The organism is Vulgatibacter sp. (assembly GCF_041687135.1).
GTDB lineage: Bacteria > Myxococcota > Myxococcia > Myxococcales > Vulgatibacteraceae > JAWLCN01.
In genome coordinates, this window is record NZ_JAWLCN010000003.1 from 110,374 (window position 1) to 134,351 (window position 23,978).

Annotated in this window: 16 protein-coding genes; 12 read left to right on the top strand and 4 right to left on the bottom strand. The window is 72.2% G+C overall.

The annotated features are described in order from the left end of the window. The first annotated feature begins 97 nt into the window (after nt 1–97). From ACESMR_RS07965 to ACESMR_RS08000, 8 genes are all read left to right on the top strand, one after another. Entirely contained in the window at nt 98–376 is a 279-nt protein-coding gene (locus tag ACESMR_RS07965) for an ArsR/SmtB family transcription factor (protein ID WP_373046519.1), read from the top strand. 75 nt (nt 377–451) lie between these two features. Beyond that, nucleotides 452–814 carry an arsenite efflux transporter metallochaperone ArsD gene (gene arsD / locus ACESMR_RS07970; protein ID WP_373046520.1) on the top strand — a complete coding sequence of 121 codons (363 nt, stop codon included), beginning with the start codon at nt 452–454 and terminating at the stop codon, nt 812–814. Between the two features lie 11 nt (nt 815–825). Beyond that, entirely contained in the window at nt 826–2,616 is a 1,791-nt protein-coding gene (gene arsA, locus ACESMR_RS07975) for an arsenical pump-driving ATPase (RefSeq protein WP_373046521.1), read from the top strand. Continuing rightward, entirely contained in the window at nt 2,613–3,734 is a 1,122-nt protein-coding gene (gene arsB, locus ACESMR_RS07980) for an ACR3 family arsenite efflux transporter (RefSeq protein ID WP_373046522.1), read from the top strand. Before arsA ends, arsB begins: the two co-directional genes overlap by 4 nt. Further along, a complete protein-coding gene (locus ACESMR_RS07985; RefSeq protein WP_373046523.1) occupies nt 3,731–4,129 on the top strand; it encodes a low molecular weight phosphatase family protein in 399 nt (132 codons plus the stop codon). Before arsB ends, ACESMR_RS07985 begins: the two co-directional genes overlap by 4 nt. Before the next feature lie 200 nt (nt 4,130–4,329). Beyond that, nucleotides 4,330–6,405: an alkaline phosphatase PhoX gene (locus tag ACESMR_RS07990; RefSeq protein ID WP_373046524.1), complete on the top strand. Its 2,076-nt coding sequence runs from the start codon at nt 4,330–4,332 to the stop codon at nt 6,403–6,405. A gap of 144 nt (nt 6,406–6,549) precedes the next feature. Beyond that, entirely contained in the window at nt 6,550–8,268 is a 1,719-nt protein-coding gene (locus ACESMR_RS07995) for a hypothetical protein (RefSeq protein WP_373046525.1), read from the top strand. A gap of 52 nt (nt 8,269–8,320) precedes the next feature. After that, a complete protein-coding gene (locus ACESMR_RS08000; protein ID WP_373046526.1) occupies nt 8,321–10,555 on the top strand; it encodes a DPP IV N-terminal domain-containing protein in 2,235 nt (744 codons plus the stop codon). Here the strand turns inward: ACESMR_RS08000 and ACESMR_RS08005 are convergent, their stop codons facing one another. Together ACESMR_RS08005 and ACESMR_RS08010 are read right to left on the bottom strand one after the other, a co-directional pair. Further along, nucleotides 10,556–11,305, bottom strand: a complete 750-nt coding sequence (locus ACESMR_RS08005) for a DUF72 domain-containing protein (RefSeq protein ID WP_373046527.1) — start codon at nt 11,303–11,305, stop codon at nt 10,556–10,558. A gap of 16 nt (nt 11,306–11,321) precedes the next feature. Next, nucleotides 11,322–12,161, bottom strand: coding sequence for a 2-oxo acid dehydrogenase subunit E2 (locus ACESMR_RS08010; RefSeq protein ID WP_373046528.1), 840 nt, complete (start codon nt 12,159–12,161; stop codon nt 11,322–11,324). A 122-nt stretch (nt 12,162–12,283) separates the two neighbouring features. Between ACESMR_RS08010 and ACESMR_RS08015 the strand changes: the two genes are divergently transcribed. From ACESMR_RS08015 to ACESMR_RS08025, 3 genes are read left to right on the top strand one after another with little or no spacing between them, the layout of a single operon-like run. Beyond that, nucleotides 12,284–15,493 (top strand): PD-(D/E)XK nuclease family protein, encoded by a 3,210-nt coding sequence (locus ACESMR_RS08015; protein ID WP_373046529.1) that lies wholly within the window; start codon nt 12,284–12,286, stop codon nt 15,491–15,493. Continuing rightward, on the top strand, nt 15,490–19,065 hold the full coding sequence (locus ACESMR_RS08020) for a UvrD-helicase domain-containing protein (protein WP_373046530.1): 3,576 nt from the start codon (nt 15,490–15,492) through the stop codon (nt 19,063–19,065). The genes ACESMR_RS08015 and ACESMR_RS08020 overlap by 4 nt, the downstream gene beginning before the upstream one ends. A gap of 41 nt (nt 19,066–19,106) precedes the next feature. Then, nucleotides 19,107–20,012, top strand: coding sequence for a ribonuclease H-like domain-containing protein (locus ACESMR_RS08025; protein WP_373046531.1), 906 nt, complete (start codon nt 19,107–19,109; stop codon nt 20,010–20,012). A gap of 126 nt (nt 20,013–20,138) precedes the next feature. Here ACESMR_RS08025 and ACESMR_RS08030 read toward each other — a convergent pair whose 3' ends face one another. After that, entirely contained in the window at nt 20,139–20,891 is a 753-nt protein-coding gene (locus ACESMR_RS08030) for an inorganic diphosphatase (protein WP_373046532.1), read from the bottom strand. A 295-nt stretch (nt 20,892–21,186) separates the two neighbouring features. Between ACESMR_RS08030 and ACESMR_RS08035 the strand changes: the two genes are divergently transcribed. Beyond that, a complete protein-coding gene (locus tag ACESMR_RS08035) occupies nt 21,187–22,497 on the top strand; it encodes a hypothetical protein (RefSeq protein WP_373046533.1) in 1,311 nt (436 codons plus the stop codon). A gap of 88 nt (nt 22,498–22,585) precedes the next feature. Here ACESMR_RS08035 and ACESMR_RS08040 read toward each other — a convergent pair whose 3' ends face one another. Beyond that, nucleotides 22,586–23,953 carry a metallopeptidase TldD-related protein gene (locus tag ACESMR_RS08040; protein ID WP_373046534.1) on the bottom strand — a complete coding sequence of 456 codons (1,368 nt, stop codon included), beginning with the start codon at nt 23,951–23,953 and terminating at the stop codon, nt 22,586–22,588. Between the last annotated feature and the right edge of the window lie 25 nt (nt 23,954–23,978).

Genomic DNA, 23,978 nt, shown 5'->3' on the forward strand with positions numbered 1-23,978 from the left:
CCGATGGTCCGCCAACTTCTATCGTCAGATGACGATGAAAGCCGCCGCCCCCGAAGCTTGCTGCCCCCCCGCCGCCGATGCCCCCGACCTGCGTCCGGTGGAAGGGCAGGAGGCCGACGAGGAGCTCGCCGCCCTGGCCAAGGCGATCGGCCACCCGGTGCGGGTGAAGATCCTCCGCATCCTCGCCCGCAGGGAATCGTGCGTCTGCGGCGACATCGTCGACGAGCTGCCCCTCGCACAGTCGACCGTCTCCCAGCACCTCAAGGTGCTCAAGGACGCGGGGCTCGTCCGCGGCACCATCGACGGGCCGCGGGTCTGCTACTGCCTCGAGCCCAGGACCCTGCGCCGCCTCAAGGCCTTGATCGGGAACCTCTAGCCCCTACGTAGAGGCGGGCCTTCGCGGGCCCGCCCCCAACCAATCGCCTATCGGCGATAGACGAAGGAACGAGCCATGGCCCACGTCCAGATCTTCGACCCGCCCCTCTGCTGCCCCACCGGCGTCTGCGGCCCGGCGATCGATCCCGAGCTCGCCCGGGTCTCCGCCGACCTCGAGTGGCTGAAGACCAACGGCGTGCAGGTCTCCCGCTTCAACCTCGCCCAGCAGCCCGGCGACTTCGCCGGCAACGAGACCGTCCGCCAGGCCCTCCACGCGAAGGGCAACGAATGCCTGCCGCTGGTGCTGGTCGACGGCCGCATCGTCGCCGAGGGCACCTACCCGAGCCGCGACGTCTTCGCCGCCCTCGCCGGGATCGTGATCCGCAGCGAGAGCGCGCCGAAGTGCGCGCCGAAGGCCGACGGCAGCAAGTGCTGCTGAGGGGAGCCGTCATGGAATTCCTCGACCGGCCGACGCGCCACCTCTTCTTCACCGGCAAGGGCGGCGTGGGCAAGACCTCCGTCGCCTCCGCCACGGCGATCACCCTCGCCGATCACGGCGCCCGCGTGCTGCTGGTGAGCACCGATCCCGCCTCGAACCTCGACGAGGTGCTGCAGACCGAGCTCGCCCCCGTGCCCCGGCCCGTCGCCGGCGTTCCCGGCCTCCACGCGCTCAACCTCGATCCGGTCGCTGCGGCGGACGCCTACCGCGAACGGATCGTTGGGCCGTACCGCGAGCTCCTCCCCGCCGCCACGATCACCAGCATGGAGGAGCAGCTCTCCGGCGCCTGCACCGTGGAGATCGCGGCCTTCGACGAATTCTCGCGGCTGCTCGGCGATCCGTCCGCGACCGCCGACTTCGACCACGTGGTCTTCGACACCGCGCCCACCGGTCACACGCTGCGGCTGCTCACCCTGCCCTCCGCCTGGTCGGGTTTCCTCGAGGGGAGCCAGAACGGCGCCTCGTGCCTGGGGCCGCTCGCAGGCCTCGAGAAGCAGCGGGCGCTCTACGAGGCGACGTTGCGCGCGCTCGCCGACGGCGCTGCCACCACGCTGGTGCTGGTGACGCGGCCGGAGCGGGCAGCGCTCGCAGAGGCTGCGAGGACCAGCACGGAGTTGGATGCCCTCGGGATCAAGAACCAGCACCTCGTGGTCAACGGCGTGTTCCGCGCCCAGTCGGACGATGCGATCGCTCGGGCGCTGGAGCGGCGCTGTGCCGACGCGCTGGCACGTATGCAGGACGAGTTCATCTTCATGCCGCGCACCGAGGTGCCCCTCGCCGCCCACGCCCTCCTCGGCAGCGATGCGCTGCGGGCGCTCCTCGGTGGCGGCACGGCGCCAGCAGCGGAGGGCGACGTCGATGCCGCCGCGCTTCCGCCGGCCCTCGCCTCGCTGCTGCCCACCCTGGAGGCAGCAGGCCACGGCGTGATCCTCACCATGGGCAAGGGCGGCGTCGGCAAGACCACCGTCGCTGCTGCCCTCGCCGCGGAGCTCGCTGCCCGGGGCCACCGCGTCCACCTCACCACCACCGATCCCGCCGCGCACGTGGCGCAGACGCTGGGCGACAACGTGGCCCATCTGCGGCTGAGCCGAATCGATCCGGCAGAGGAGACGCGCCTCTACACCGAGGAGGTCCTCGCCACCGCAGGCGCCGGCCTCGACGCACAGGGCCGCGCCCTCCTCGAGGAGGATCTGCGCTCGCCGTGCACCGAGGAGATCGCCGTCTTCCGCGCCTTCGCCCGGGCGGTGGACGAGGGCAGAGACGGCTTCGTGCTCCTCGACACCGCGCCCACCGGCCACACCCTGCTCCTCCTCGACGCCACCGAGGCCTACCACCGCGAGGTGCTGCGGCAGGGGAGCAACATGCCGGAGGAGGTCCGGCAGCTGCTGCCGCGCCTCCGCGATCCGGACTTCACCAGGGTGCTGGTGGTGACGCTGCCGGAGGCGACGCCGGTCCACGAGGCGGCGAAGCTCCAGGCCGATCTGCGCCGCGCCTCGATCGAGCCCTTCGCGTGGGTGATCGAGCAGAGCTTCGCAGCGGTGGAGACGAGCGATCCGGTGCTCCGCCAGCGGCAGCAGCGCGAGACGCGTTACATCGACGAGGTCCGCGGCCTCTCGCAGCGCACCGTGCTCGTCCCCTGGGTCCCCGAGCCGCCGGTGGGCCTCTCCCGCCTGCGGGCGCTGGTCACCACAGGACCCCGCCCCTCCCAGAACGCTGCATCCCAGCTGGAGTCGACCCGATGAGCCTCACCGCAGCGGCGCCCGTCCCGGTGACGAAGCGCCTCTCCTTCCTCGACCGCTACCTCACCTTGTGGATCTTCCTGGCGATGGGTGCAGGTGTGCTCCTCGGCTTCGCCGCCCCAGGCGTGCCCGCGGCCCTCGACTCGATGCGGCTGGGCAGCGTCTCGCTGCCGCTCGCCATCGGCCTGATCGTGATGATGTACCCGCCGCTGGCGAAGGTGCGCTACGAGACCCTGGGCCAGGTCTTCCGCAACAAGAAGGTCCTCGGCCTCTCGCTGGTGCAGAATTGGGTGATCGGCCCGGTGCTGATGTTCGCGCTGGCGATCCTCTTCCTGCGCGACCAGCCCGAGTACATGATCGGCCTCATCCTCATCGGCCTGGCGCGCTGCATCGCGATGGTGCTGGTCTGGAACGATCTCGCCCGCGGCGACAACGACTATTGCGCAGGCCTGGTGGCCTTCAACTCGATCTTCCAGGTGCTCTTCTTCTCGGTCTACGCCTGGGTCTTCGTCACCGTGCTTCCCGGCGTCTTCGGGCTCTCGGGCGCGGTGGTCGACATCACCATGGGCGAGATCGCCACCGCGGTCTTCATCTACCTCGGCATCCCCTTCCTCGCAGGCGCCCTCACCCGCTTCGTGCTGGTGAAGGCGAAGGGCGAGGAATGGTACCGCCGGGAGTTCGTGCCGCGGGTGAGCCCCCTCACCCTCGTCGCGCTGCTCTTCACCATCGTGGTGATGTTCTCGCTCAAGGGCGAGACGATCGTGGAGCTGCCGCTGGACGTAGTGCGCATCGCGATCCCGCTGCTCATCTACTTCGTGCTGATGTTCTTCGTCTCGTTCTTCATGAGCAAGAAGGTCGGCGCGACCTACGGCCAGTCGGCGACGCTCTCCTTCACCGCCGCCTCGAACAACTTCGAGCTCGCGATCGCGGTGGCGGTGGCCACCTTCGGCATCCACCACGGCGCCGCCTTCGCCGCGGTGATCGGGCCGCTGGTGGAGGTGCCGGTGCTCATCGGTCTGGTGAGCGTGGCCCTGTGGCTCAAGCGCAGGTATTTCCCGTCGGAGCCCGCGGTGAAGGACCGCATCGAATGCTCGCCCGACGGTCGTGTGGAGGGAGCATGAAGACGGTGATCTTCGCCTGCGTGCACAACGCCGGGCGTTCGCAGATGGCGGCGGCATTCTTCAACGCGCTCTCGGCGCCGGAGAAGGCCCGGGCGATCTCGGCGGGCACGCAGCCCGGCGAGCGGGTCCACCCCGAGGTCCAGGCGGCGATGGGCGAGGTCGGGATCGATCTCGCCGGCGCGAAGCCGAGGCTGCTCACCGACGAGCTCGCGGCGCAGGCCGAGATGCTGATCACCATGGGCTGCGGCGAGGCCTGCCCCCACGTGCCGGGGATCCGCAGGGACGACTGGCCGCTGCAGGATCCCAAGGGGCAGCCGATCGAGCGGGTCCGGGAGATCCGCGGCGAGGTGCGCGAGCGCGTGCAGGCGTTGATCGAGGCGGAAGGCTGGCGCTGATCGAAGCTCTTCGCCTGCTCGAAGACCCCGGCTGCCCTTCGGCAGGCCGGGGTCTTCGCGTTTCCGGGCGGCCGGCCACGCGACCGCCATGCCCGCGCCGTGCAGCGCGTCCACCGCTCCGCCGATGTCACGGGGCGGGCAGGGATTCGTCCCCTTCCTCGTCCATCTTCGCCACCGCTTCCCAGCGAGGAGATGGACAGATGGCACGTGAGATTTTCCTGCGCCGCGCCTGCGTGGTCGGCGCGCTCGCAACGATGGCCCTGCTCACCGGCTGCGAGGGCCCCGAGGGTCCTGCCGGCCTGCAGGGCGTTCCCGGCGACCAGGGCACCCCCGGCGCCCGGGGGCCGAAGGGCGACGCCGGCCAGGACGGCGCCGATGGCGCCGATGGCACCGATGGCACCGATGGCGGCGATGGCGGCGACGGCGCCGATGGCCAGGACGGCCCCCCCGGCAAGGACGGCGGCGAGCGCTCGCTCCACTTCGACGACGTGGGCTTCCCCTGGACCAACGCCGAGAAGCACGAGGCCCGCGCCTCGAAGAGCGTGACGATCGACGGCGAGAAGTACGCGATCGGCTACGACGTGATCCTCCGCTCCGGCAAGGATCCCCGGATCGCCACCGACGTGAGCAGCGGCACGGTCGAGTGCGACCTCACCAACGCGCCGGAGAGCTGCTTCGGCCTGATCATGGACAAGAACTACCAGCCGATCGTCGGCGGCGACGGCGCCCCCTTCATCGCCTCCTCGAACGACTTCAGCTCGCTGCTCCAGGTGGGCGGCAACCTCTTCGCCGTGAACAGCTTCGAGACCAACCCCTCGGGCATGTTCGTCACCAAGGTGCACCAGGACGCCGCCACCGGCGACCTCACCGCCGAGTGGACCCGCGCCATCGACCTCGCGCCCATCGACGGCATGTGGTTCTCCTGCGCCGGCTCGATCACGCCCTGGGGCACGCACCTCGCCTCCGAGGAGTACCCGCCCAACGCCCGCACCGTCGAGGCGGCCCTCGCCGATCTCGCCGCCTTCCAGGCTGCGTCGAGCGGCACCCGCCGCGACCTGAACAACGCCGGCAAATTCCAGGCGGTGGCCGAGGTGACCGACGAGGCCAGCCTCGCCGCGCTCAAGGCAGCCTACAGCCCCTACTTCCACGGCTACCCGGTGGAGGTCGCGCTGGCGGAGGACGGCACCCCGACCGTCACCAAGCACTACGCGATGGGCCGCGTCGCCCTCGAGCTCGCCTACGTGATGCCGGACCAGAAGACCGCCTACATCACCGACGACGGCGGCAACGTGGGCCTCTACATGTTCGTGGCGGACCAGGCCGGCAACCTCGACGCCGGCACCCTCTACGCCGCGCGGGTCTACCAGACCTCTCCGGTCGGCGGCGAGCTCACCGGCGACGTGCAGTGGATCAGCCTCGGCCACGCCACCAGCAACGAGATCCGCGGCCTCCTCCACCCGCAGGCAGGCGCGCGCATCACCTTCTCCGACATCTTCGACGTCGAGGCCCCCGCCGCCGGCGACACCTGCTCGGCAGGCTTCACCCTCACCCGCGGCGCCGCCTCGAGCACCCTCGAGTGCCTTCGCCTGCAGCCCGGCATGGCGATGGCCGCCTCGCGCCTCGAGACCCGCCGCTACGCCGCCTACCTGGGCGCGACCCTCGAGTTCAACAAGGAGGAGGGCATCACCTTCGACGCCGACCGCGGCAGGATGTACCTCGCCATGTCCGCGGTGAGCGGAGCGATGGGCGCCCAGTCGGCGATCGACCACCTCGACGTGCTCCGCAACGACTGCGGCGTGGTCTACGCCCTCGACGTCGCGCCCCTCGTCGACATCGACGGCAACCTGGTGAGCGAGTACGCCATCCAGAACGTCTACCCCTTCGTCTCCGGCACCCCGATGACCTATCCGGACGACAGCCCCTACGCCGGCAACCGCTGCTCGGTGAACGGCATCGCCAGCCCGGACAACGTCACCTACCTGCCCGGCTACGACGTGCTCGTCATCGGCGAGGACACCTCGAGCCACCAGAACGACGCGATCTGGGCGGTGAACGTGGTCGACCGGAAGATGACCCGCATCTTCACCACGCCTTACGGCTCGGAGACGACCTCGCCCTACTGGATCCCCGACGTGAACGGCTTCGGCTACCTGATGAGCGTGATCCAGCACCCCTACGGTGAGTCGGATCGGGATCGCCTCGGCGACGCAGAGGCCACCGGCACCGGCAGCTGGATGGGCGTGGTCGGCCCCTTCCCCAGCCTCGCGCTCGAGTAGTCGCGCCCCCGTTCGCCGACGCCGTGGTCCCTCGTGGGCCACGGCGTTTTTGCGTTCTGGTGGCCCGCGGAACTTCGCGGGCGAGCGGCACGGCTGTCACCGAAGGATCGGATACCGGCGCGGCCAACCACCGAGGTGACGCCGATGCGCCGCATCTTTCCCATCCTGGCAACGCTCCTCCTCGCCGCCTGCAGCTGCGAAGAGGCCCGCCCCGTGCAGCAGCCGGTCGTCGATCTGAAGAGCGACCGCCTCTACAACCGCGCCGCCTTCGTGCCGCCGCAGTGCTACACGAAGACCGAGGACGCGGCGGGCGAGGCCCACAATCCCTGCTACGTCTGCCACCAGGCGTCGATCCCGCCCAACTTCGTCGACGACGCGGACCTGCAGCTCACCTTCGCGTTCAGCGAGACCACGCGGGTGAACCGCTGGTCCAACCTCTTCGTCGACAGGCGCCCCGCGATGGCGCGGATCTCCGACGAGGCGATCCTCTCCTACGTGCGCACGTCCAATTATCTCGACGAGCGGGGCTCGAACCTGCTGGCGGCGAAGCTGGCAGCGCCGCCTGCGGCGTGGGACGTGGACGGCGACGGCAGGTGGGGCGGCTGGATCCCCGACGTCGCCTTCCGCTTCGACGAGCGCGGCTTCGACATCGGCGCCGATGGCGTGCCCACCGGCTGGCGCGCCTTCGCCTACCACCCCTTCCCCGGGACCTTCTGGCCCACCAACGGCTCGTTCGGCGACGCGCTGGTGCGCCTGCCCGCGGCCTACCGGCAGGACGAGACGGGGGCGTACGACCGCGGGATCTACGAGGTGAACCTGGCGATCGCCGAGGCCTTCGCCGCGCGGCGGGACGTCGCGATCCCGCCGACGGACGAGCGCCGCCACGGCGTCGATCTCGACGGCGACGGCGCGCTCGGTGTGGCGAGCCTGGTCCGCTACCGCCACACGCCGGGGCGGCTCGACCTCAACTACCTCGGCGGCGCGCAGGCGATCGGCGCGCGGGATCCGACGCGGGTCGCCCCCGGCCTCCTGCCGCAGGGCACCGAATTCGCCCACTCCGTGCGCTACCTCGACGTCGTCGACGGCAAGCCGCGGATGGCGGCGCGGATGAAGGAGCTGCGCTACATGCGCAAGGCGGGCTGGGTGACCTGGGCGCGGCTCGAGTCGCAGGCCCACAACGAGGCGGTGGAGAAGGAGAACACGCCGGAGGCGGTGCGGCGCTTCGGCGGCACCGCGGAATACGGCATCGGCAACCGGGCCGGCTGGACGATGACGGCCTTCATCGAGGACGCGCGGGGCGAGCTGCGCCCCCAGTCCCGGGAGGAGCACGCCAGCTGCATCGGCTGCCACTCCGGCATCGGCGCCACCACCGACAGCGTCTTCTCCTTCGTGCGCAAGCTCCCCGCCGATTCGTGGCGCGGCGGCTGGTACCACTGGACGCAGCGGGGGCTCGCGGGCGTGGGCGAGCCGGTGCGCGGCGACGGCCAGGGCGAGTACGCCCACTACCTCGAGCACAACGGCGCAGGCGACGAGTTCCGCTCGAACGCCGAGGTGCGGGCGCGCTTCTTCGACGAGACCGGCAAGCTGACGGCCGAGGCCCGGGCGACCTTGCGCCGCGACGTGGAGGCGCTGCTTCTCCCCAGCGCCGCGCGCGCCCTGCAGCTCGACAAGACCTACAAGCTGGTGGTGGAGGAGCAGAGCTTCGTGCGGGGCCGCGACGCGGTCCTCGCGCCGGCGGAGAACGTCCACCGCGAGCTGCCTGCCGGCGAGGAGGCGCAGCCCACCGGCGTCGAGGCGGTGCTCCCCGGCCCCTGGCACGGGCGCACCGCCGCCGCGGCGCGGCAGGTGGTCGCCGCCGAGTGACACGCCCGCCGCTTCTGGGCTAGAGAGGTCCGCACCTACCCCAGGAGCGACGATGCGCAACTCCCTGCGGACGATCTTCCTCGCTGCAGCCCTCGCCACCGGCTGCACCCAGAGCACCCAGCCCGAGGCGCCGGCGCCTTCGGCGGCGCCGCCCTCGCTGGCGAGCGACTCCTTCCTCACCGACTACGCCGAAACCTTCCGCTTCCGCCTCGGCCGCCCGTCGCAGATCAAGGTGACGCCCGACGGCGACGCGGTGCTCTTCCTCCGCTCCGGGCCGCGCTCCTTCGTCCAGGACCTCTGGCTCTTCGATCCCGCCACCGGCACGGAGCGCGTGCTCCTCACCGCCGAGAAGATCCTCGAGGGCGGGGAGGAGAAGCTCACCGCCGAGGAGCTCGCCCGCCGCGAGCGGATGCGCCTCGCTGCCCGGGGCATCGCCGGCTACTCCCTCTCCCCCGACGGCAAGCAGATCCTCGTGCCGCTCTCGGGCCGGCTCTTCGTGGCGGAGCGCGCCAGCGGCAAGGTGACGGAGCTGCCCTCCGACGGCGGCCACCCGATCGATCCGCGCTTCTCGCCGGATGGCACGAAGGTGGTGGTGGTGCGCGACGGCGACCTCTTCGTCATCGACGTGGCGGCCGGGAAGCAGAAGCGCCTCACCGTGCGCGAGACCGAGACGATCGAGAACGGCCTCGCCGAGTTCGTGGCGCAGGAGGAGATGGGCCGGATGGAGGGGAGCTGGTTCTCCCCCGACGGCAGGCTCCTCGCCTACCAGCAGACCGACGTCTCCCAGGTCGAGACCAACTTCATCTCCGATCCGATGAACCCGCAGGCGCCGGCGCAGCCCTGGCGCTACCCGCGGCCGGGGAAGAAGAACGCCGAGGTGCGCCTCGGCATCGTCCCGGTGGCAGGCGGCAAGACCGTGTGGGCGCAGTGGGATCGGGAGCGCTACCCCTACCTCGCCACCGTGAAGTGGGCGAAGGGCGCGCCGCTCACGGTGCTGGTGCAGAACCGCACGCAGACCGAGGAGGCCCTGCTCGCGATCGATCCGGCCACCGGCGCTGCGCGGGAGCTGCTGGTCGAGCGCGACGAGGCGTGGCTCAACATCGACCAGGAGATGCCGCGCTGGCTCGCCGACGGCTCGGGCTTCCTCTGGACCACCGAGCGCGAAGGCGCGTGGCAGCTCGAGCTGCGCGGCAGGGACGGCAAGCTGGTGCGGGCGATCACCGATCCGGGCTTCGGCTACCAGGGGCTCTCCTTCGCCGGCGACGACCACGTGGTGGTGGCGGCTGCGAAGGATCCGACGCAGCGGCAGCTCTTCCGCCTCGGCCTCGCCGACGGGAAGCTCGAGGCGGTGAGCGTGGGCGACGGGCTCCACGACGCGATCTGGGCGGCGAAGGGCGGCCTCTCGGTGCGCACCACCGCGGCGCCCTCCGGCGAGACCCGCTGGCAGGTGGTGAAGGCGGACGGCACGGTCGCGGGCGCCCTGCAGTCGAAGGCGGAGAAGGCGCCCTTCGCGCCCAACCTCGAGCTGGTGCGCCTCGGCGGCGAGCACGACTTCGCCGCGGGGATCCTGCGTCCGCGCAACTTCGATCCGAAGCTCCGCTACCCGGTGATCGTCTACGTCTACGGCGGCCCCCACTACCAGACGGTGACCGCCGCCGGCGATCGCTGGCTGCTGCAGCAGTGGTTCGCCGACCACGGCTTCGTGGTGGTCTCGATCGACGGCCGCGGCACGCCCAACCGCGGGCGGGCATGGGAGCGGGTGATCAAGGGCAACCTCATCGACGTGCCCCTCGCCGATCAGGTGGCGGGGGTGAAGGCGCTGGCGGCGAAGTACCCGGAGATGGACGGCGATCGCGTCGGCATCTTCGGTTGGAGCTTCGGCGGCTATTTCTCCGCGATGGCGGTGATGCGCGCGCCGGAGACCTTCAAGGTCGGCGTGGCCGGTGCGCCGGTCGCCGATTGGATGGACTACGACACCCACTACACCGAGCGCTACATGGGGATGCCGGAGGCCAACGCGCAGGGCTACGAGAAGAGCTCGGTGCTCACCTGGGCGAAGGATCTGCAGCGGCCGCTGCTCATCGTCCACGGCACCGCGGACGACAACGTCTACTTCAGCCACGCGCTGAAGATGAGCGACGCGCTCTTCCGCGCCGGCAAGAAGCACGACTTCCTGCCGCTGGCGGGCTTCACGCACATGGTGCCGGATCCGCTGGTGACCACCCGGCTCTACGGGCAGATCCAGCGGTACCTCGCGGCGGAGCTGGGCAAGCCCGAGGCGCGGTAGCTACTGGAGCGACGCGACGGCTTCCTCGAGCGCGGGCCTGCGGTCCTCGCCGAGGAGCTCGAGGAAGTCGAGGGCGTCGACCAGCGCGTGGCCCTGCAGATCGTTGTTGAAGTAGACGTAGGCGTCGGTGGCGCCGCTGCGGAGGCTTCTCACCATGGGTGAGAGGGCCTTCTTGCCGTAGAGCCCGCCGTATCTGCCGGTGGCGCCGTGGTAGCGCACGTAGCGGAAGTTGCCGGTGTGGCGCGGCGGCTTCTTCGCCACGAGATCGTGCTCGCAGAAGGCGGCGCCGTACGCGTCGAGGAGATCGCAGATCGCCGCCGTGTACCAGGCGGCGTCGCGGAACTCGAAGACGTGGCGTCCCGGCGGCAGGAGGCGCAGGAAGCCTTCGAGCCTCGCGGGATCGGCCTTGTCCATCTGCGGAGGCAGCTGCCAGAGGATGGGGCCGAGCTTCGGGCGGAGATGGTCGATCCGCTCGAAGTAGCGGTCGAGGCCCGCTTCCGCGTCGGTGAGCCGCTTCATGTGGGTGAGGTAGCGGCTCCCTTTTGCGGCGAAGAGAAAGCCAGGCGGCGCCTCGTCGCGCCAGCGCTCGACCGCCGTCTCGGTGGGCAGGCGGTAGAAGGTGGCGTTGAGCTCCACGGTGCGGAAGACGCTGGCGTAGAAGGCGAGCCAGCGCCTGGCCGGCAGGCCGGGCGGGTAGAAGATCCGCTTCCAGTGGGCGTAGCTGTAGCCGCTGGTGCCGACGAGGATCACCCTGCGAAGGTGCGCATCAGCCGCCCGCTTCGCCCCGCGCGCCGAAATGCGCCGCGGGCGCCTGGAGGAGTGCCGCCAGCCCGGTGAGGAGGCGGCCGGCGACCACCCCGTCGAAGACCCGGTGGTCGAAGACGAGGACCACGGGAAGGAGCGGGCGCACCTCCGGCACCCCGTCCCGCGCCACCACCTCGTCCTGCACGGTGGAGATGCCCCAGAGGGTGCTGAAGTGGAGCGGCCGGCTGGGGACCTCCAGCGATGCGCCGCGGAAGAGCATGCCGCTCCTGCGGAGATCGTCCGCCGGGATCGCCGCGCCGGGGTTGGTCAGCGCGGTGCTCATCGGCACCAGACGGTGGAAGGCCCTGGCGAGGCGCGGATGGTCGAGGCCCGCCGCGAGCAGATCGAGGGTGCCGTCGAAGATCGGGTCGGGCAGGTGCTCGCCGAGGCGGAGCAACGCGCGCAGCACCGGCTGCGACGCCCGACCCTGGCGCTCGCTGGCGACGCGGGTGCGGGCCCGCTCGACGATGCGGGAGAGGGAAAGCCGGTCGATGCCGCGGAGGAAGGCGAGCGAGGTCTCCCGCAGCGCCTCGCTCGGATGCCCCACCAGGTTGACCGGCATGGCGAGGGCGACCTCGTCCACCCGCACCACCCGCTTGCCCACGAGGCGGGCGTTGGCCTCCGGGTGGGCGGCGAGGACGCGCCCGATGGCGGCGACGAGGAGGTGGTGGACCGTCGCGGGGACGCCCTGCTGCCGGAGCTGCGCGAGATAGGCTCGTGCAGCCCCGAAGTCGATGGCGACGTTGAAGCTCACCGAGGGCGAGAAGGGCGGCGCGAACCACCAGCGCAGCGCCCGCCTCACCACGGAGTCGTTTCCTCGGGATCCCATTTCCGCCGGAATCTCGGGCCGGTAGCGCCATCGGGCAAGCGCCGCCTCCGGGGCGCGCTTCGCCAATGTCGGAGGGGTGAGGTAAGACGACGGGCGTGCGAACCAACCCGTCCCCTGCCCTGCCATTCCGCGTCCTCCCCGTCGCCGACCGCGTCGAGGAGGAGATCCTCTCCCGGGCCCGTGCGAGCGGCGGCGCCGCCCTCGGCGTCGGCCTCCTCACCGTGCGCGATCTGGAGCGCCGGCTCTTCGCCGCCGCGGGGCTCGCGCCGATCGATCCGCTGGCGGCGGAGCTCCTCGTCGGCGAGGTCGCCCCCGCTGCGGCGGCGGGGACCTGCTTTGCCGGGGTGAGCGGCGAGGCGGGTTTCGCCAGGGCCTTCCTCTCGGCCTGGGACGGCCTGCGCGAGGGCGGCTGCGGCAGGGCCGAGCTCGCCCAGCTGGCGCGGCGGGTGACGGGGCTCACGGCCCGGCGCCTCGCCGGGATCGAGCGGATCGCCACGGCCTACGAGCGCGCCTGCGAGGAGCGGGGGCTGATCGACATGGCGGGGGCGCGGCTCGCCCTCCTCGATCGGCTGGAGGTGATGGAGCTTCCCGCCGACCTGGCCCGGGCCGAGGGGATCGAGGTCGAGGATCTCGTCTCGCTTCCCGTGGTCCGGGTCCGCTTCCTCGCGGCGCTGGCGCGGCGGGGGCTGCGGGTGATCTACCGGCTCCCCGCCTTCGAGGGCAGGCCGGGCCTCGCCGCATCGCTCGAGATGTTGCAGCGGCCCCTCGAAGGCGAGGGGCGCGGCATCGAGGTGGCGCCCAAGGCCTATGGCGGCGGCGCGCTCGAGGCGTTCCAGCGCCGTCTCTTCGATCCGGATCTTCCCCCGGTGGCGGAGGCGCCGGTGCAGCTCGTCCAGGGCGACGACCCGGATGCGGAGCTGCGGGCGGTGGTGGCCACGGTGCGCGAGAAGCTCCGGGCGGGCATCTCGCCCGACGATCTCTTCGTGGCGGCGCGGGGGCTGCCGGCGGTCCGGCAGCGGATGGTGACGGCCTTCGACGCAGCGGGGATCCCCTGGCGGGATCGCCGGGGCCAGGCCGCCGCGGAGGCGCCGCCGGTGGCGGTGGCGCTGCAGCTCCTGCGGGCGGCGGAGCGCGCCTATCCGCGGGAGGAGCTCTGCGCGGTGCTCCTCTCCCGCTACGTCGCCGGCGGCATCGCCGACGAGGCGGGCTACGTGCCGCCCCGCGAGGTGGCGCGGCTGCTTCGCGAGGCGGCCTCTCGCGACGATCGGGGCGAGGGGCACGCGGGCCGTCTGCGGGCCCATGCGGAGCGGCTGTTGGCCAGCGGCGAGCGGCGGGGGGAGCAGGCGGCGCGTGCGGCGGAGCACCTCGGCGCCTTCCTCGGCCAGGTGCGGATGGAGGAGCAGGCGACCCTCGTCGCCCACGCGCAGCGCTTCGCCGCAGGGCTGGAGGCGATTGGCCTCCATGGCAGGAGCCGGGCTGCGGAGGAGCGCGAGGAGGGCTTCGGCGCCATCGACGTCGCTGCGGCGCGGGCGGTGGCCCGGGACCAGGCGGCGCTGCGGGCGCTCTCGGCGGCGCTGGCCTCGGTGGCAGGGGCAGCGCGGCGGGCGGGCCTCGCCGATCGGCAGGTGGAGCTCTCGCGCTTCCGGGATCTGCTCGAAACGGCGCTCGGGCAGACCTCGCTGCCTGCGCGCGGCGCCCGTGGCGGCGCGGTGCGGCTGCTCGACGTGAGCGAGCTGCCGGGGCGCAGCTGCGCGCATCTGGTCTTGTGCAACGTGATCGACGGGAGCTTCCCCGCCCGCAAGAGCAGCGAGCCCCTCCTCGACGAGGCGGATCGGGAGGCCATCGGCGCTGCTGCGGGGCGGCAGATCTTCCGATGGCATGCGGCGGAGGAGCCGCTGCTCTTCGCGCTGGCGGTGGCAGCGGCGCGGGAGAGCCTCACCCTCACCGCGTCCCATCTCGACGAGGCGGGGAAGGAGTCGGTGCGCTCGCCCTTCTTCGCCGAGGCGCTCGCGGCTGCGGGGATCGAGGAGCCGGTGCGGGAGCGCGCGGCGATCGTTCCGCCGGCGACGCGGTGCGCGAGCCCGGGCGATCTCCTCGCCAGGGCGGCGCTCCTCGCTGCAGGGGCGGCGCCTGCGCCGGGGGACGTCGGGGCGGAGGCGGTGCGGGAGGCTGCAGGCGCCGACCCGGTCGCCGCCGCGGTGCACGCCGGCGCTTCGGCCTACGGCGGCGCCGGGCGCGTCGGCAGGATCTCCTCGCCTGCTGCGCTGGCGGCGATCGAGGCGCGGCTGCGCCGGGGCACCGAGCGCTTCGGCGAAAACGTGGCCTGGGCCGCCTCGGTGTCGGCGCTGGAGAGTTTTGCGGGTTGTCCCTACCGCTTCTTCGCCGGGCGGATCCTCTCGCTTCCAGAGCCGGAGGCAGCGGGCGACGAGCTCGACGCCCGCGAGGGCGGCACGCTGCAGCACGAGGTGGTCGCCGACGTCTTCGCGGCGCTGCGGGACGAGGGGCTCCTTCCCTTGCGCGGCGGCGCCGCTGGCGAACGCGAGGAGCAGGTCGCCCTGGCAGCTGCGGAGCGCGCCCTCGATCGCTGGCAGCAGCGGGAGCGGACCGGACCCGCAGCGCTCTGGACGCTGCGGCGGGAGCAGGTCGCCGGCGCCGTCTGCCGCCTGCTCGAGAGCGAGCGGCGCCGGGGATCGGAGCTGGTGCCGAGCGAGTTCGAGGCGCCCTTCGGGGACGAGGGGGCCGATGCGCTCTTCCTCCCCTCGCCCGACGGCAGGGAGCGGATCGCCGTGCGCGGCAGGGTCGATCGCGTCGACCGTGCGCCGGACGGAACCGCCGTCGAGGTGATCGACTACAAATCCGGCAAGGTCGACCAGAAGGTCGACGCCGCCGAGATCGGACGGTCGAGCTTCCAGCTGCCGATCTACGCGGTCTGGGCCCTGCAGCACACCGGCGCTCCGCACGTCGACGCCGGCCTGCGCTCGCTGCGCGACGGCGGCACGTCGAAGACGCTGCGGCAGGCCTGCGAGAAGGTGCAGGTGCCGCTGGAGGCGCTGCTGGAGCTCGATCCCGATCGGCGCGCGGCGGCACGCAACGGCGAGAAGGTCGAAGCGGCCCCGGGCGCCGGCGCCCTGCCGGTCGACGGCGATCCCAACGTCGCCGACGCGGCCTGGGCCTTCCTCTACGCGATGCGGGCGGGACGCTTCGACGTGAGGCCCCACGGCGGTCCCGGCCCGAAGAAGGGCTGCTCCTTCTGCAGGTTCGCGACGGTGTGCCGGGTCGACGGCGGCGTGGGAGGTGATGAATGAGTCTCGTCCTCGATCGGAACCTGGTGCTCGCGGCTGGTGCGGGATCGGGCAAGACCCACGCGCTGGTCACAGTCGCCCTCGGCCTCTACGCGGGAGCCGGCGGCCGCGCCCCCGTCGATCCCGGGCGGGTCTGGGCGGTGACCTTCACCGAGAAGGCTGCGGCCGAGCTGCGGCAGCGGATCGCCGACCGGGCGCTCAAGCTCGCGCACAACGGCGGCGACCTGGCGAAGGAGCCGGACCTGGCGGCGCTCCTCGGCGCGCGGCGCCCCTCCGCCGGCGATTGGGAGCGGATCGCGCGGGCCCTCTCGACGGCGCCCATCGGCACCTTCCACTCGCTCTGCGGCCAGCTGCTCCGGGCCTTCGCCGCGGAGGCGCGGCTCGATCCGCGCTTCGCCATCCTCGACGAGCGGCAGGGCAGCGCCCTCTTCGAGCGGGCGCGGGAGGAGGTGCTCCTCGAGCGCGTCGGTACCCCGGGCGCCGCGCGGCGCCTGGCCACCGAGCTCGGCGGCCTCGATCCCGTGCGCGACGCCCTCGGCTTCCTCCACGGCAAGCTCGCCGAGGAGGGCCGCGATGCGCGCTCGCTCCTCACCAACGGGGCCTTCGATCGGCAGCGCGCCAGCGCGCGCCTCGGTGATGCCTGCGGCTTCCTTTCGCTCGCGCTGCAGGGCGTCGCAGGGAGCGACGCTCCAAGGCTCCAGCAGGCGGTGCAGACCCTCGCCAGGGAGCGGAGCCGGATCGGCCGCTGCCTTCCCGAGGCGATCGCCGTCTGGTACCCGGCGGTGGCGGCGGTGCTCGGCTGCTCGACCGGGCGGGGCCCGCTGCCGAAGGGAGCCAAGGAGCCGTGGGGCGACGCCAAAGCGAGCTGGGAGCGGCTCCAGTCGGCTTGGGCGTCGGCGCGGCAGGCCTCGATCGCCGCCGATCTGGTGGAGGTGCTCGAGGAGGTCTCCGCTCGCTACGCCGCGGAGAAGCGCCGGGCAGGCGGGCTCGATTTCGCCGACCTCATCCGGCAGACCCGCGACCTGCTCCGGGACGATCACGACGTGCGGGGGGAGGCCAAGCGGCGCATCTCCGCGCTGCTGGTCGACGAATTCCAGGACACCAACGGCGTGCAGCTCGACCTGGTCCGGCTCCTGGCCGAGGCCCGCGACGAGCAGCGGCCGGTGGCGCCGGGTGGCTCGTGTGCGGCGCTGCCCCTGGAGCCTGCGGTCTTCTGCGCGGTGGGCGACCGCAAGCAGTCGATCTACGAGTTCCGCGGGGCGGACGTGGCGCTCTTCGCCGACCTCACCGCGAGGGCCCGCGCGGGGAAGGAGCTGCGGCTCGAGGCGCTCACCCGCTCCTGGCGCTCGCGGCCGGGGCTGGTCCACTTCGCCAACGGGATCTTCGGGCAGGTCCTCGCCCCGTCGGCCCGGGCCTACGAGGTGGGCTGGTTCCCGGAGGAGGACGCGCTGGCGCCGCAGCGGACGGATGGTCCCGCCTACGCGGACCGGCCGGCGGTGCAGCTCCTCTGCGGCGAGCCGGGGCTCAACGCCGACGAGCGCAGGCCCTACGAGGCGCGGCTCGTCGCCGCCCACGTCGAGGCGCTGCTCCGATCGGGGCGGCAGGTGGAGGAAAAAGGCGGCGCCGTGCGGCAGCTGGTGGGCGCCGACGTGGCGCTCCTCTTCCGCAGCTTCGCGAGCGTCGGGATCTACCAGGAGGCCCTGGCCGCCCGCGGGATCCCCTCGCTCGTCGTGGGCGGACGGGGCTTCTTCGGCGCCAGGGAGATCCGCGATCTCGCCGCGCTGCTGCTGGCGATCTGCGATCCGTGGGATCGCTTCGCCTCGGCGGCGGTGCTCCGCTCGCCGCTGGGCGGCGTCGGGGACGATGCCCTCGTGCTGCTCGAGACGCAGGGCAGGCTCGAGCTGGGCAAGCACGGCGAGGGCTGCGCAGCGGAGCTGCCGGCGGACGAAGCGGCGCGGGTGGGCAGGATCGGGGCGCTGGTGCGGCGGCTTTCGCGGGAGATCGATCGCCTCGGTCCGGCGCAGGTGCTGCGGCTCGCCATCGATGCGTTGGGCCTGCGGCCGATCTGGGCTGCTGCGCCGCAGGGCGAGCAGCGCCTCGCCAACGTGGAGAAGCTGCTCCGGCGCCTCGAGGCGCAGCAGGGCCTGGGCGCCCTCGCAGCGGTGGAGGAGATGCTCGAGCGGGCGGACGATCCGGACGATCGCGAGGCGCCGGCAGATGTGGCCGCCTTCGCCGATGCGCGGGCGGTGCGCATCCTCACCGTGCACGCATCGAAGGGGCTCGAGTTCCCGGTGGTGGTGCTGCCGGAGCTCTCCGCCGGCTCGAAGAACGAGACCGACGCGGTCGTCTTCGATCGGGAGAAGGGGCTGGCGATCAAGCCGACCGATCCGCTCCACGAGCGCATTGCCGACGAGCATGCGGCGGAGGTGCTCGAGGAGCTCAAGGCGCGGCGCGCGGCGGAGAGCCGCCGGCTCTTCTACGTGGCGGTGACCCGGGCCCGGGATCTGCTCGTGCTCTGCGGCGAGAAGGGCAAGGGGGGCACGAAGGATACCTGGCGGCATCTCCTCGACGAGGCGATGGGCGAGGTGCAGGGGCTGGTGGAGGTGGTGCCGCCGCTGCTGCCGGCACCGGGGACGATGGAGCTTGCCGAGGCTTCGTCCCACGTGGGACCGGACGGTGAAGCGCGGGGCTCGTCCCACGTGGGACCGTCGCCTTCCGCGGAAGCGCAGCGCCTCCTCGACCAGGTGGCGCCGCTGCGGATCGCGCCGGGGCGCTTCGTCGCCGCGGTGACCGAGCTGGCGGAGCTGCTCCGCTGCGAGCGCCGCTACTTCTACAAGATCGTCGCCGGCCTCGAGGAGCACGCCGCCGCAGGTCCCCTCGCCGAGATCGCCGAGGCGGACGAGGCCGACCTGCCCGGCATCGATCGCCTCGCCCGCGGGCAGCTCGCCCACCGGCTCCTCGAATGCGTCGACTACGCCCGCTCCGCGGAGGACGCGGCGGCGGCGGTGCGCGAGGTGGTCCTGGCAGAGGGGCTCGATCCGGCCCAGCCCGAGGTGGAGGCGATCGCCGCCGACGCGGTGGCCTTCGTCCAGGGGCCGCTCGGCAGGAAGCTGGCGGCGACGCCGGCCAGCCGCATCTACCGGGAGCTTCCCTTCGCCCTCGAGCTCCAGGGGCCCGGCGGCTCGGCGCTCGCGCTCCGCGGCCAGATCGATCTGCTCTTCGTCGACGACGCCGGCACCGTCCACCTCGTCGACTACAAACACGCCAGCGGCAAGGGCCAGCCTGCAGACGCCTACGGCTTCCAGCTCCGCACCTATGCCCTCGCGGCGGCGCGGATCCTGCCCGGCGCGTCGCCGCTGCGGGTGGGCATCGCCTGGCTCAAGGACCGCGGCGCCGAGGCGCAGCTGCAGCCCGTCGATCGCGGGGACCTCGACGACCACGCCGCGCGTCTCGCCATGCTCGGCGATCGGCTGGGGCGGGCCCGGGCCGAGGGGACCTGGAGGAAGCTCGAGGGTCCCGCTGCCTGCGGCGACTGCGGCTTCAAGCGGCGCTGCTGGGAGAGCCGGCTGGTGTAGAGTAGCGCCGCAGCTGCGGCGTGCGACGGAAGGAGGCGGGCGTGGCGTGGGCAGACGAGGTCGAGCGGCGCAAGCTCGCCGGCAAGGAAGAGGCGTTCGCCTTCACCGCCGGCGAGCGCAACGGGGTGCAGGTCCGCTCGGGAAGCGGCAACACCTACCTGGTGCTGCCGGATCTCACCGGCCTGCTCGCCACCTGCTCCTGCCCCGATTTCCGCACCGCCCGCCTCGGCACCTGCAAGCACGTCGAGGCCGCGCGGCTCTTTCGTGCGGGCAGCAAGGCCTCGGTCGAGCCCCCGCCCCGGCGCAGCACCGGCACGCCGGGGATCGACTTCGTCCCTGGCGGCGGCGAAGTGCTGGTCCTCGATCTCGAGACCCAGCGCGCCTTCGACGAGGTTCCGGATCGCCGGGCCGACAGGCTCGGGCTCTCGATCTGCGTCCTCTGGTCCTACCAGCGCGGCACCTTCACGAGCTACTGGGAGGACGAGGTCGACGCCCTCCTCGACCGGCTCCTCGCAGCCGACCTCGTCATCGGCTTCAACCACCGCAAATTCGATCTCGAGGTGCTCCGCCCCTACGCTGCCGGGCGCCCTCTCGAGCAGATCCCGCTCTTTGATCTGCTCGAGGATCTGCACGCCCGCCTCGGCCACCGGGTGAGCCTCGACAGCTGCTGCCGCGCCACCCTCGCGGCGAAGAAGTCGGGCCACGGCCTGCAGGCGATCACCTGGTGGCGCGAGGGCCGCCGCGATCTCCTCGAACAGTATTGCCGCGAGGACGTCCGTCTCACCCGCGACCTCTTCGACCACGGCAGGAGCGCCGGCTCGATCGCCGTGGAGAAGCGCGATCCCCGCGGCCTGCCCCGGGTGGTTCCGGTGGGCGTGCAGTGGAACGCCGACGGGCTCCCGGCACCGGTGGCGGGGCCGAACCGGATCGCCAGCGAGCCGCGCTGAATCGCCCCGCGGCCCGCGTAGCTCCGGCCGCCGCGCAGGAACGAAACGGGCCCGGCCCGGCTTCGATGCGCCGGGGCCGGGCCCATTTCAGCGAGGCAGCGGGGCGGCGTTCGCCCCCCACCAGCCTCAGCTCTTCTTGCGGCGGCTGGTCCGCTTCGGAGCGCTCTCCTCGGCGGCGGCCTTCGCGGCCTTGGCACGGCCGGCGCGCGGCGCCCTGGCGGCGGGCGCGGGGCTGCTCTTCCGGGGGCGCCGCGGCTTGGCCACGACGTCCGCGGGCACCGAAGGCATCACCTCGGTGACAGGCTCCGGCATGATGGCCGGCTTGATCGACGAGCCGGCGATGAGCGCGTCGACGTTGTCGTTGTAGAGCTTGATCGCGTCGCGGAGGACCTTGAGGGCTTCGTCGCGGCCCATCGGATCGCTCACGACCACGCTCTTGCGCTCGAGCACCTTGTAGTCCTCGAAGAAGCGCTTGAGCTCCCGCAGGCGATGCGGCGGCAGCTGCCAGAGATCGGTGTACGAGGAGTACTCCGGATCGTCCGAGTGCACGGCGATGAGCTTGTCGTCCTCGCCCTTGTCGTCGCGCATCTTCATCACGCCGATGATCGTGGCGCGCATCTCCGCCATCGAGGCGATCGGCTCCTGGCAGAAGACGAGGATGTCGAGCGGATCACCGTCGTCGCAGTAGGTGCGGGGGACGAAGCCGTAGTTGGCGGGGTAGTGGACCGCGGAGAAGAGGATGCGGTCGACCTTGAGCAGGCCCGACGCCTTGTCGAGCTCGTACTTCACCTTGGAGTGCATCGGGATCTCGATGATCGCCGGAACCGGCTCGTCGAGATTCGTCGGCAGCTCCACGTCGTGCCACGGATGGTGTGCCACGGGAAACTCCTGTTGCTGATGGGGCGCCCCAGGGTCGGGGCGCACGGCGCGCGCAAGGGACCGCATTCGTTCTCTCGCGTCAAGCCCGTCAGACTGGAAAGTGCACCTGCCGTAGCGTCGTGGCCTGCCTGCACCGCAGCCGCAGGAGCGAGGGCAACGCGTGGCCGGTTCGGGACAGCCGGCTGCCCCGCCGAGGAAAGCGCTTTCCCACCGGGGCGTGCCGAAATCGCCCATGGCGCCCGCAGGAGCAGGCGGCCCGCGCCTTGCTCTTCGGCTGCACGAGGAGGTGCGAACCTTGAGCACGAAAAGCGCGTGGGTCGTAGCGGCAGCCCTGCTGGCCACGTCCGCCTGCAGCAGCGATGAAGTAACGGACAAGCCGGGACGGCTCCACCCCCAGCCCGACGGCCACGGCGGATCGGGTGGCGGCGGCGGGGACGACGGCAACGTCCTCACCCCGGAACGTCCCTCGACCGGCCAGCTGCCCCGGCTTCCCGGCGGGGGCAACGGCCCGGTGATCGAGGTCGAGGATCCGGAGGGCCCCTGGCCGGTGCAGGACGTCGTCCGCTACGGCCCCGGCGAGGGCATTCCCGGCCGCGTCACCGGCGTCGGCGTCGACGACGGCCAGAACGTCTACGTGATCGACGGCAACGCCGTCTACGCCGCGAAGGCGGGCGAGGGCCAGTTCACCCGCACCGGGAGCGGCGGCCAGTTCGACACCGGCCACGTCGCCTACAGCGTCTGCGGCGGCGCGCCGGGCAGGGTCTACGTGGGCTACCTCAGCTACGAGAAGGAGCCGAGCGAGCTCACCGAGGAGGAGAAGCTCCTCGGCGATCTCGATCGCTTCGCGCTGCAGGAGGACGGCTCCCTCTCCCTCGAATTCCACCACCGCCTGCAGAACTCGACGGCGAAGTGGATGGACCACACCCGCTCGATCCTCGACTGCGCGCGGGTGGTGGGCGGCCCCAACCACGGCGATCTCTTCGTCGGCTCGAACCACGGCCTCACCGTGATCCGCGGCGACGACTACGCCGATCACCGCCACTCGGTGTGGCGCGACGAGAACGGCTCGCAGGCGATCGGCTACATCTGGGGCGTCAACGTCGACACCGCGGGCAACGCCCTCTTCGCCGGCCACTGGAAGCTCGCCGCCGTGCCCCCGCCGCCGGTGGGTGAGGACATTCTGGTCTGGCTCGACCACCACCGGACCAAGTGGATCGCCGACACCCACCCCGAGGTCTGGGGCTCGGTGGAGGAGCCCGACGAGATGCACGCCATCGCCGGCGACACGCAGGCGGGCCGCATCTACGTGGGCTCGTGGGGCAAGGGCCTCGCCGCGATGGATTTCGCGCCGCGCAAGTGGACGAACATCGCCGGCACCCCGGACACGCACATCAACGCGCTGGAGCTCGATCCCACCGACGGGAAGCTCTGGGTCGGCACGGCGAACGCGGGCCTGTGGCGCTGGGACCCCGCCACCGAGGCGTGGGAGAAGAGCCCGCACGTGCCGGACGGCAGGATCCACGACGTCTACCTCGACACCACGGTGTCGCCTCGCGCGGTCTACGTCGGCACGAACAGCGGCCTCTACGTGATCCGCGCGCAGTAGCGGACGGACGACCGAGAGAGCGAAGAGCGGCGCCGCAACCTCCGGGGTGCGGCGCCATCGTCGTTCCTCGCTCGCGCCGCCGCATGGCTCAGGCGACGTCGACGTGGGCGAGGAGCCAGGGCATGCGCCCGGTGCCGGTGAGCACGCGCTCCCGCGAGGGCTCCACGTCCGCGAAGATCGACCGCCCCGGCGGCCCGTCGAAGAGCCTACCGGAGATCGACCAATGCCCCGGCGCGAGGCGGCCGATCACCTTCCCCTCCTTCACGGCGTAGCCACCGCGGGCGGTGGTGGAGAACTGCGCCCGCGCCTTGTCGGCGCTGTGGAGGCCGAGGAGCGAGAAGAGCACCACGCCGCGCTCCATCGAGGCGACGAGTTCCTCCATCGACCGCGTCCCGGGCGCCATCTCCATCCCCGCGATCCGGTCGCGGATCAGCGCCTCGCTCATGTCCTCGTCGAAGATCGGCGTGCGCATGCCGTTCCCGGTCTCCTGCAGGCCGGTGCGCCGCGCCGAGCGGCGGCTCGAGAGGAAGGATTGGAAGACGCCGCCCTCGATCACCCGGGTCCGCCGCGTCGGCGTTCCCTCGTCGTCGCAGGGGCCGCAGTTGAGCAGGTGCGGGTCGTCGCCGAGGGAATCGAGGGTGAACTGCGCGCCGAAGATCGGCAGCCCCTGCCGCAGGTGCGTGTTGCCGTTGGCGAGGGTGGTGGCGATGAGCTTCTCCTGGAGCACGGTGCGCAGGATCCCCTCGCCGAGCCGGGGGGCGAGGAGCGCGCGGATCCTGCCGCCGCGCATGCCGAGCTCCGCAGGCGTGACGTCCCGGTCGGGATAGTCCTCGAGGAGGCGCACGCCGACGTGCTGCAGCGCGTGCACCGCGGCCTCGTCGATGACCGGCCGATAGACGACGTCGTGCTGGTTCGAGTCGAGATCGGCGTGGGAGAGCAGGCCGCCCCGCGCGCCCCCGCCCTCTCCCCTCGTGGTCACCACCGCGCGGTAGACGAGGCGGAGCTCGCATCCCGCATCGAAGGAGCCGATCAGCGCCGCCTTCGGCGCCTCGCGGAAGCGGCGCCGGATCGCGCGGGCAAGGTCCTGCACCAGCGCCGGATCCTGCACGTAGGGCTGCAGGCTGATGTCGATCCCGTCCTGGAGCGGCACGTGCGCCGCGGAGAACGAGGGGACGCCGCTGGGCTTGCCCACCGCGAGGGCGGTCCGCAGCGCGTCGAGGTTCTCCTCCGGATCGAGGCCTGCGGTGGAGGCGAGCGTCATCTGCCCGTCGCGGATGAGCCGCATGCCGACCTGCACCCTTCCCACCCGCATCTCGGGCCGGATCTCGTCGTCGTGCACCGCGATCGGATAGGCGTCGTGGCGAACGAGGAAGACTTCGACGTCGTCACCATGCTGCCGCGCCGCATCGGCGATCCTTCGTCCCGCATCGACCAGCGCGCCCAAGACCTCGCTCACCGCTCCTCCAGCCCGCACCCCATAG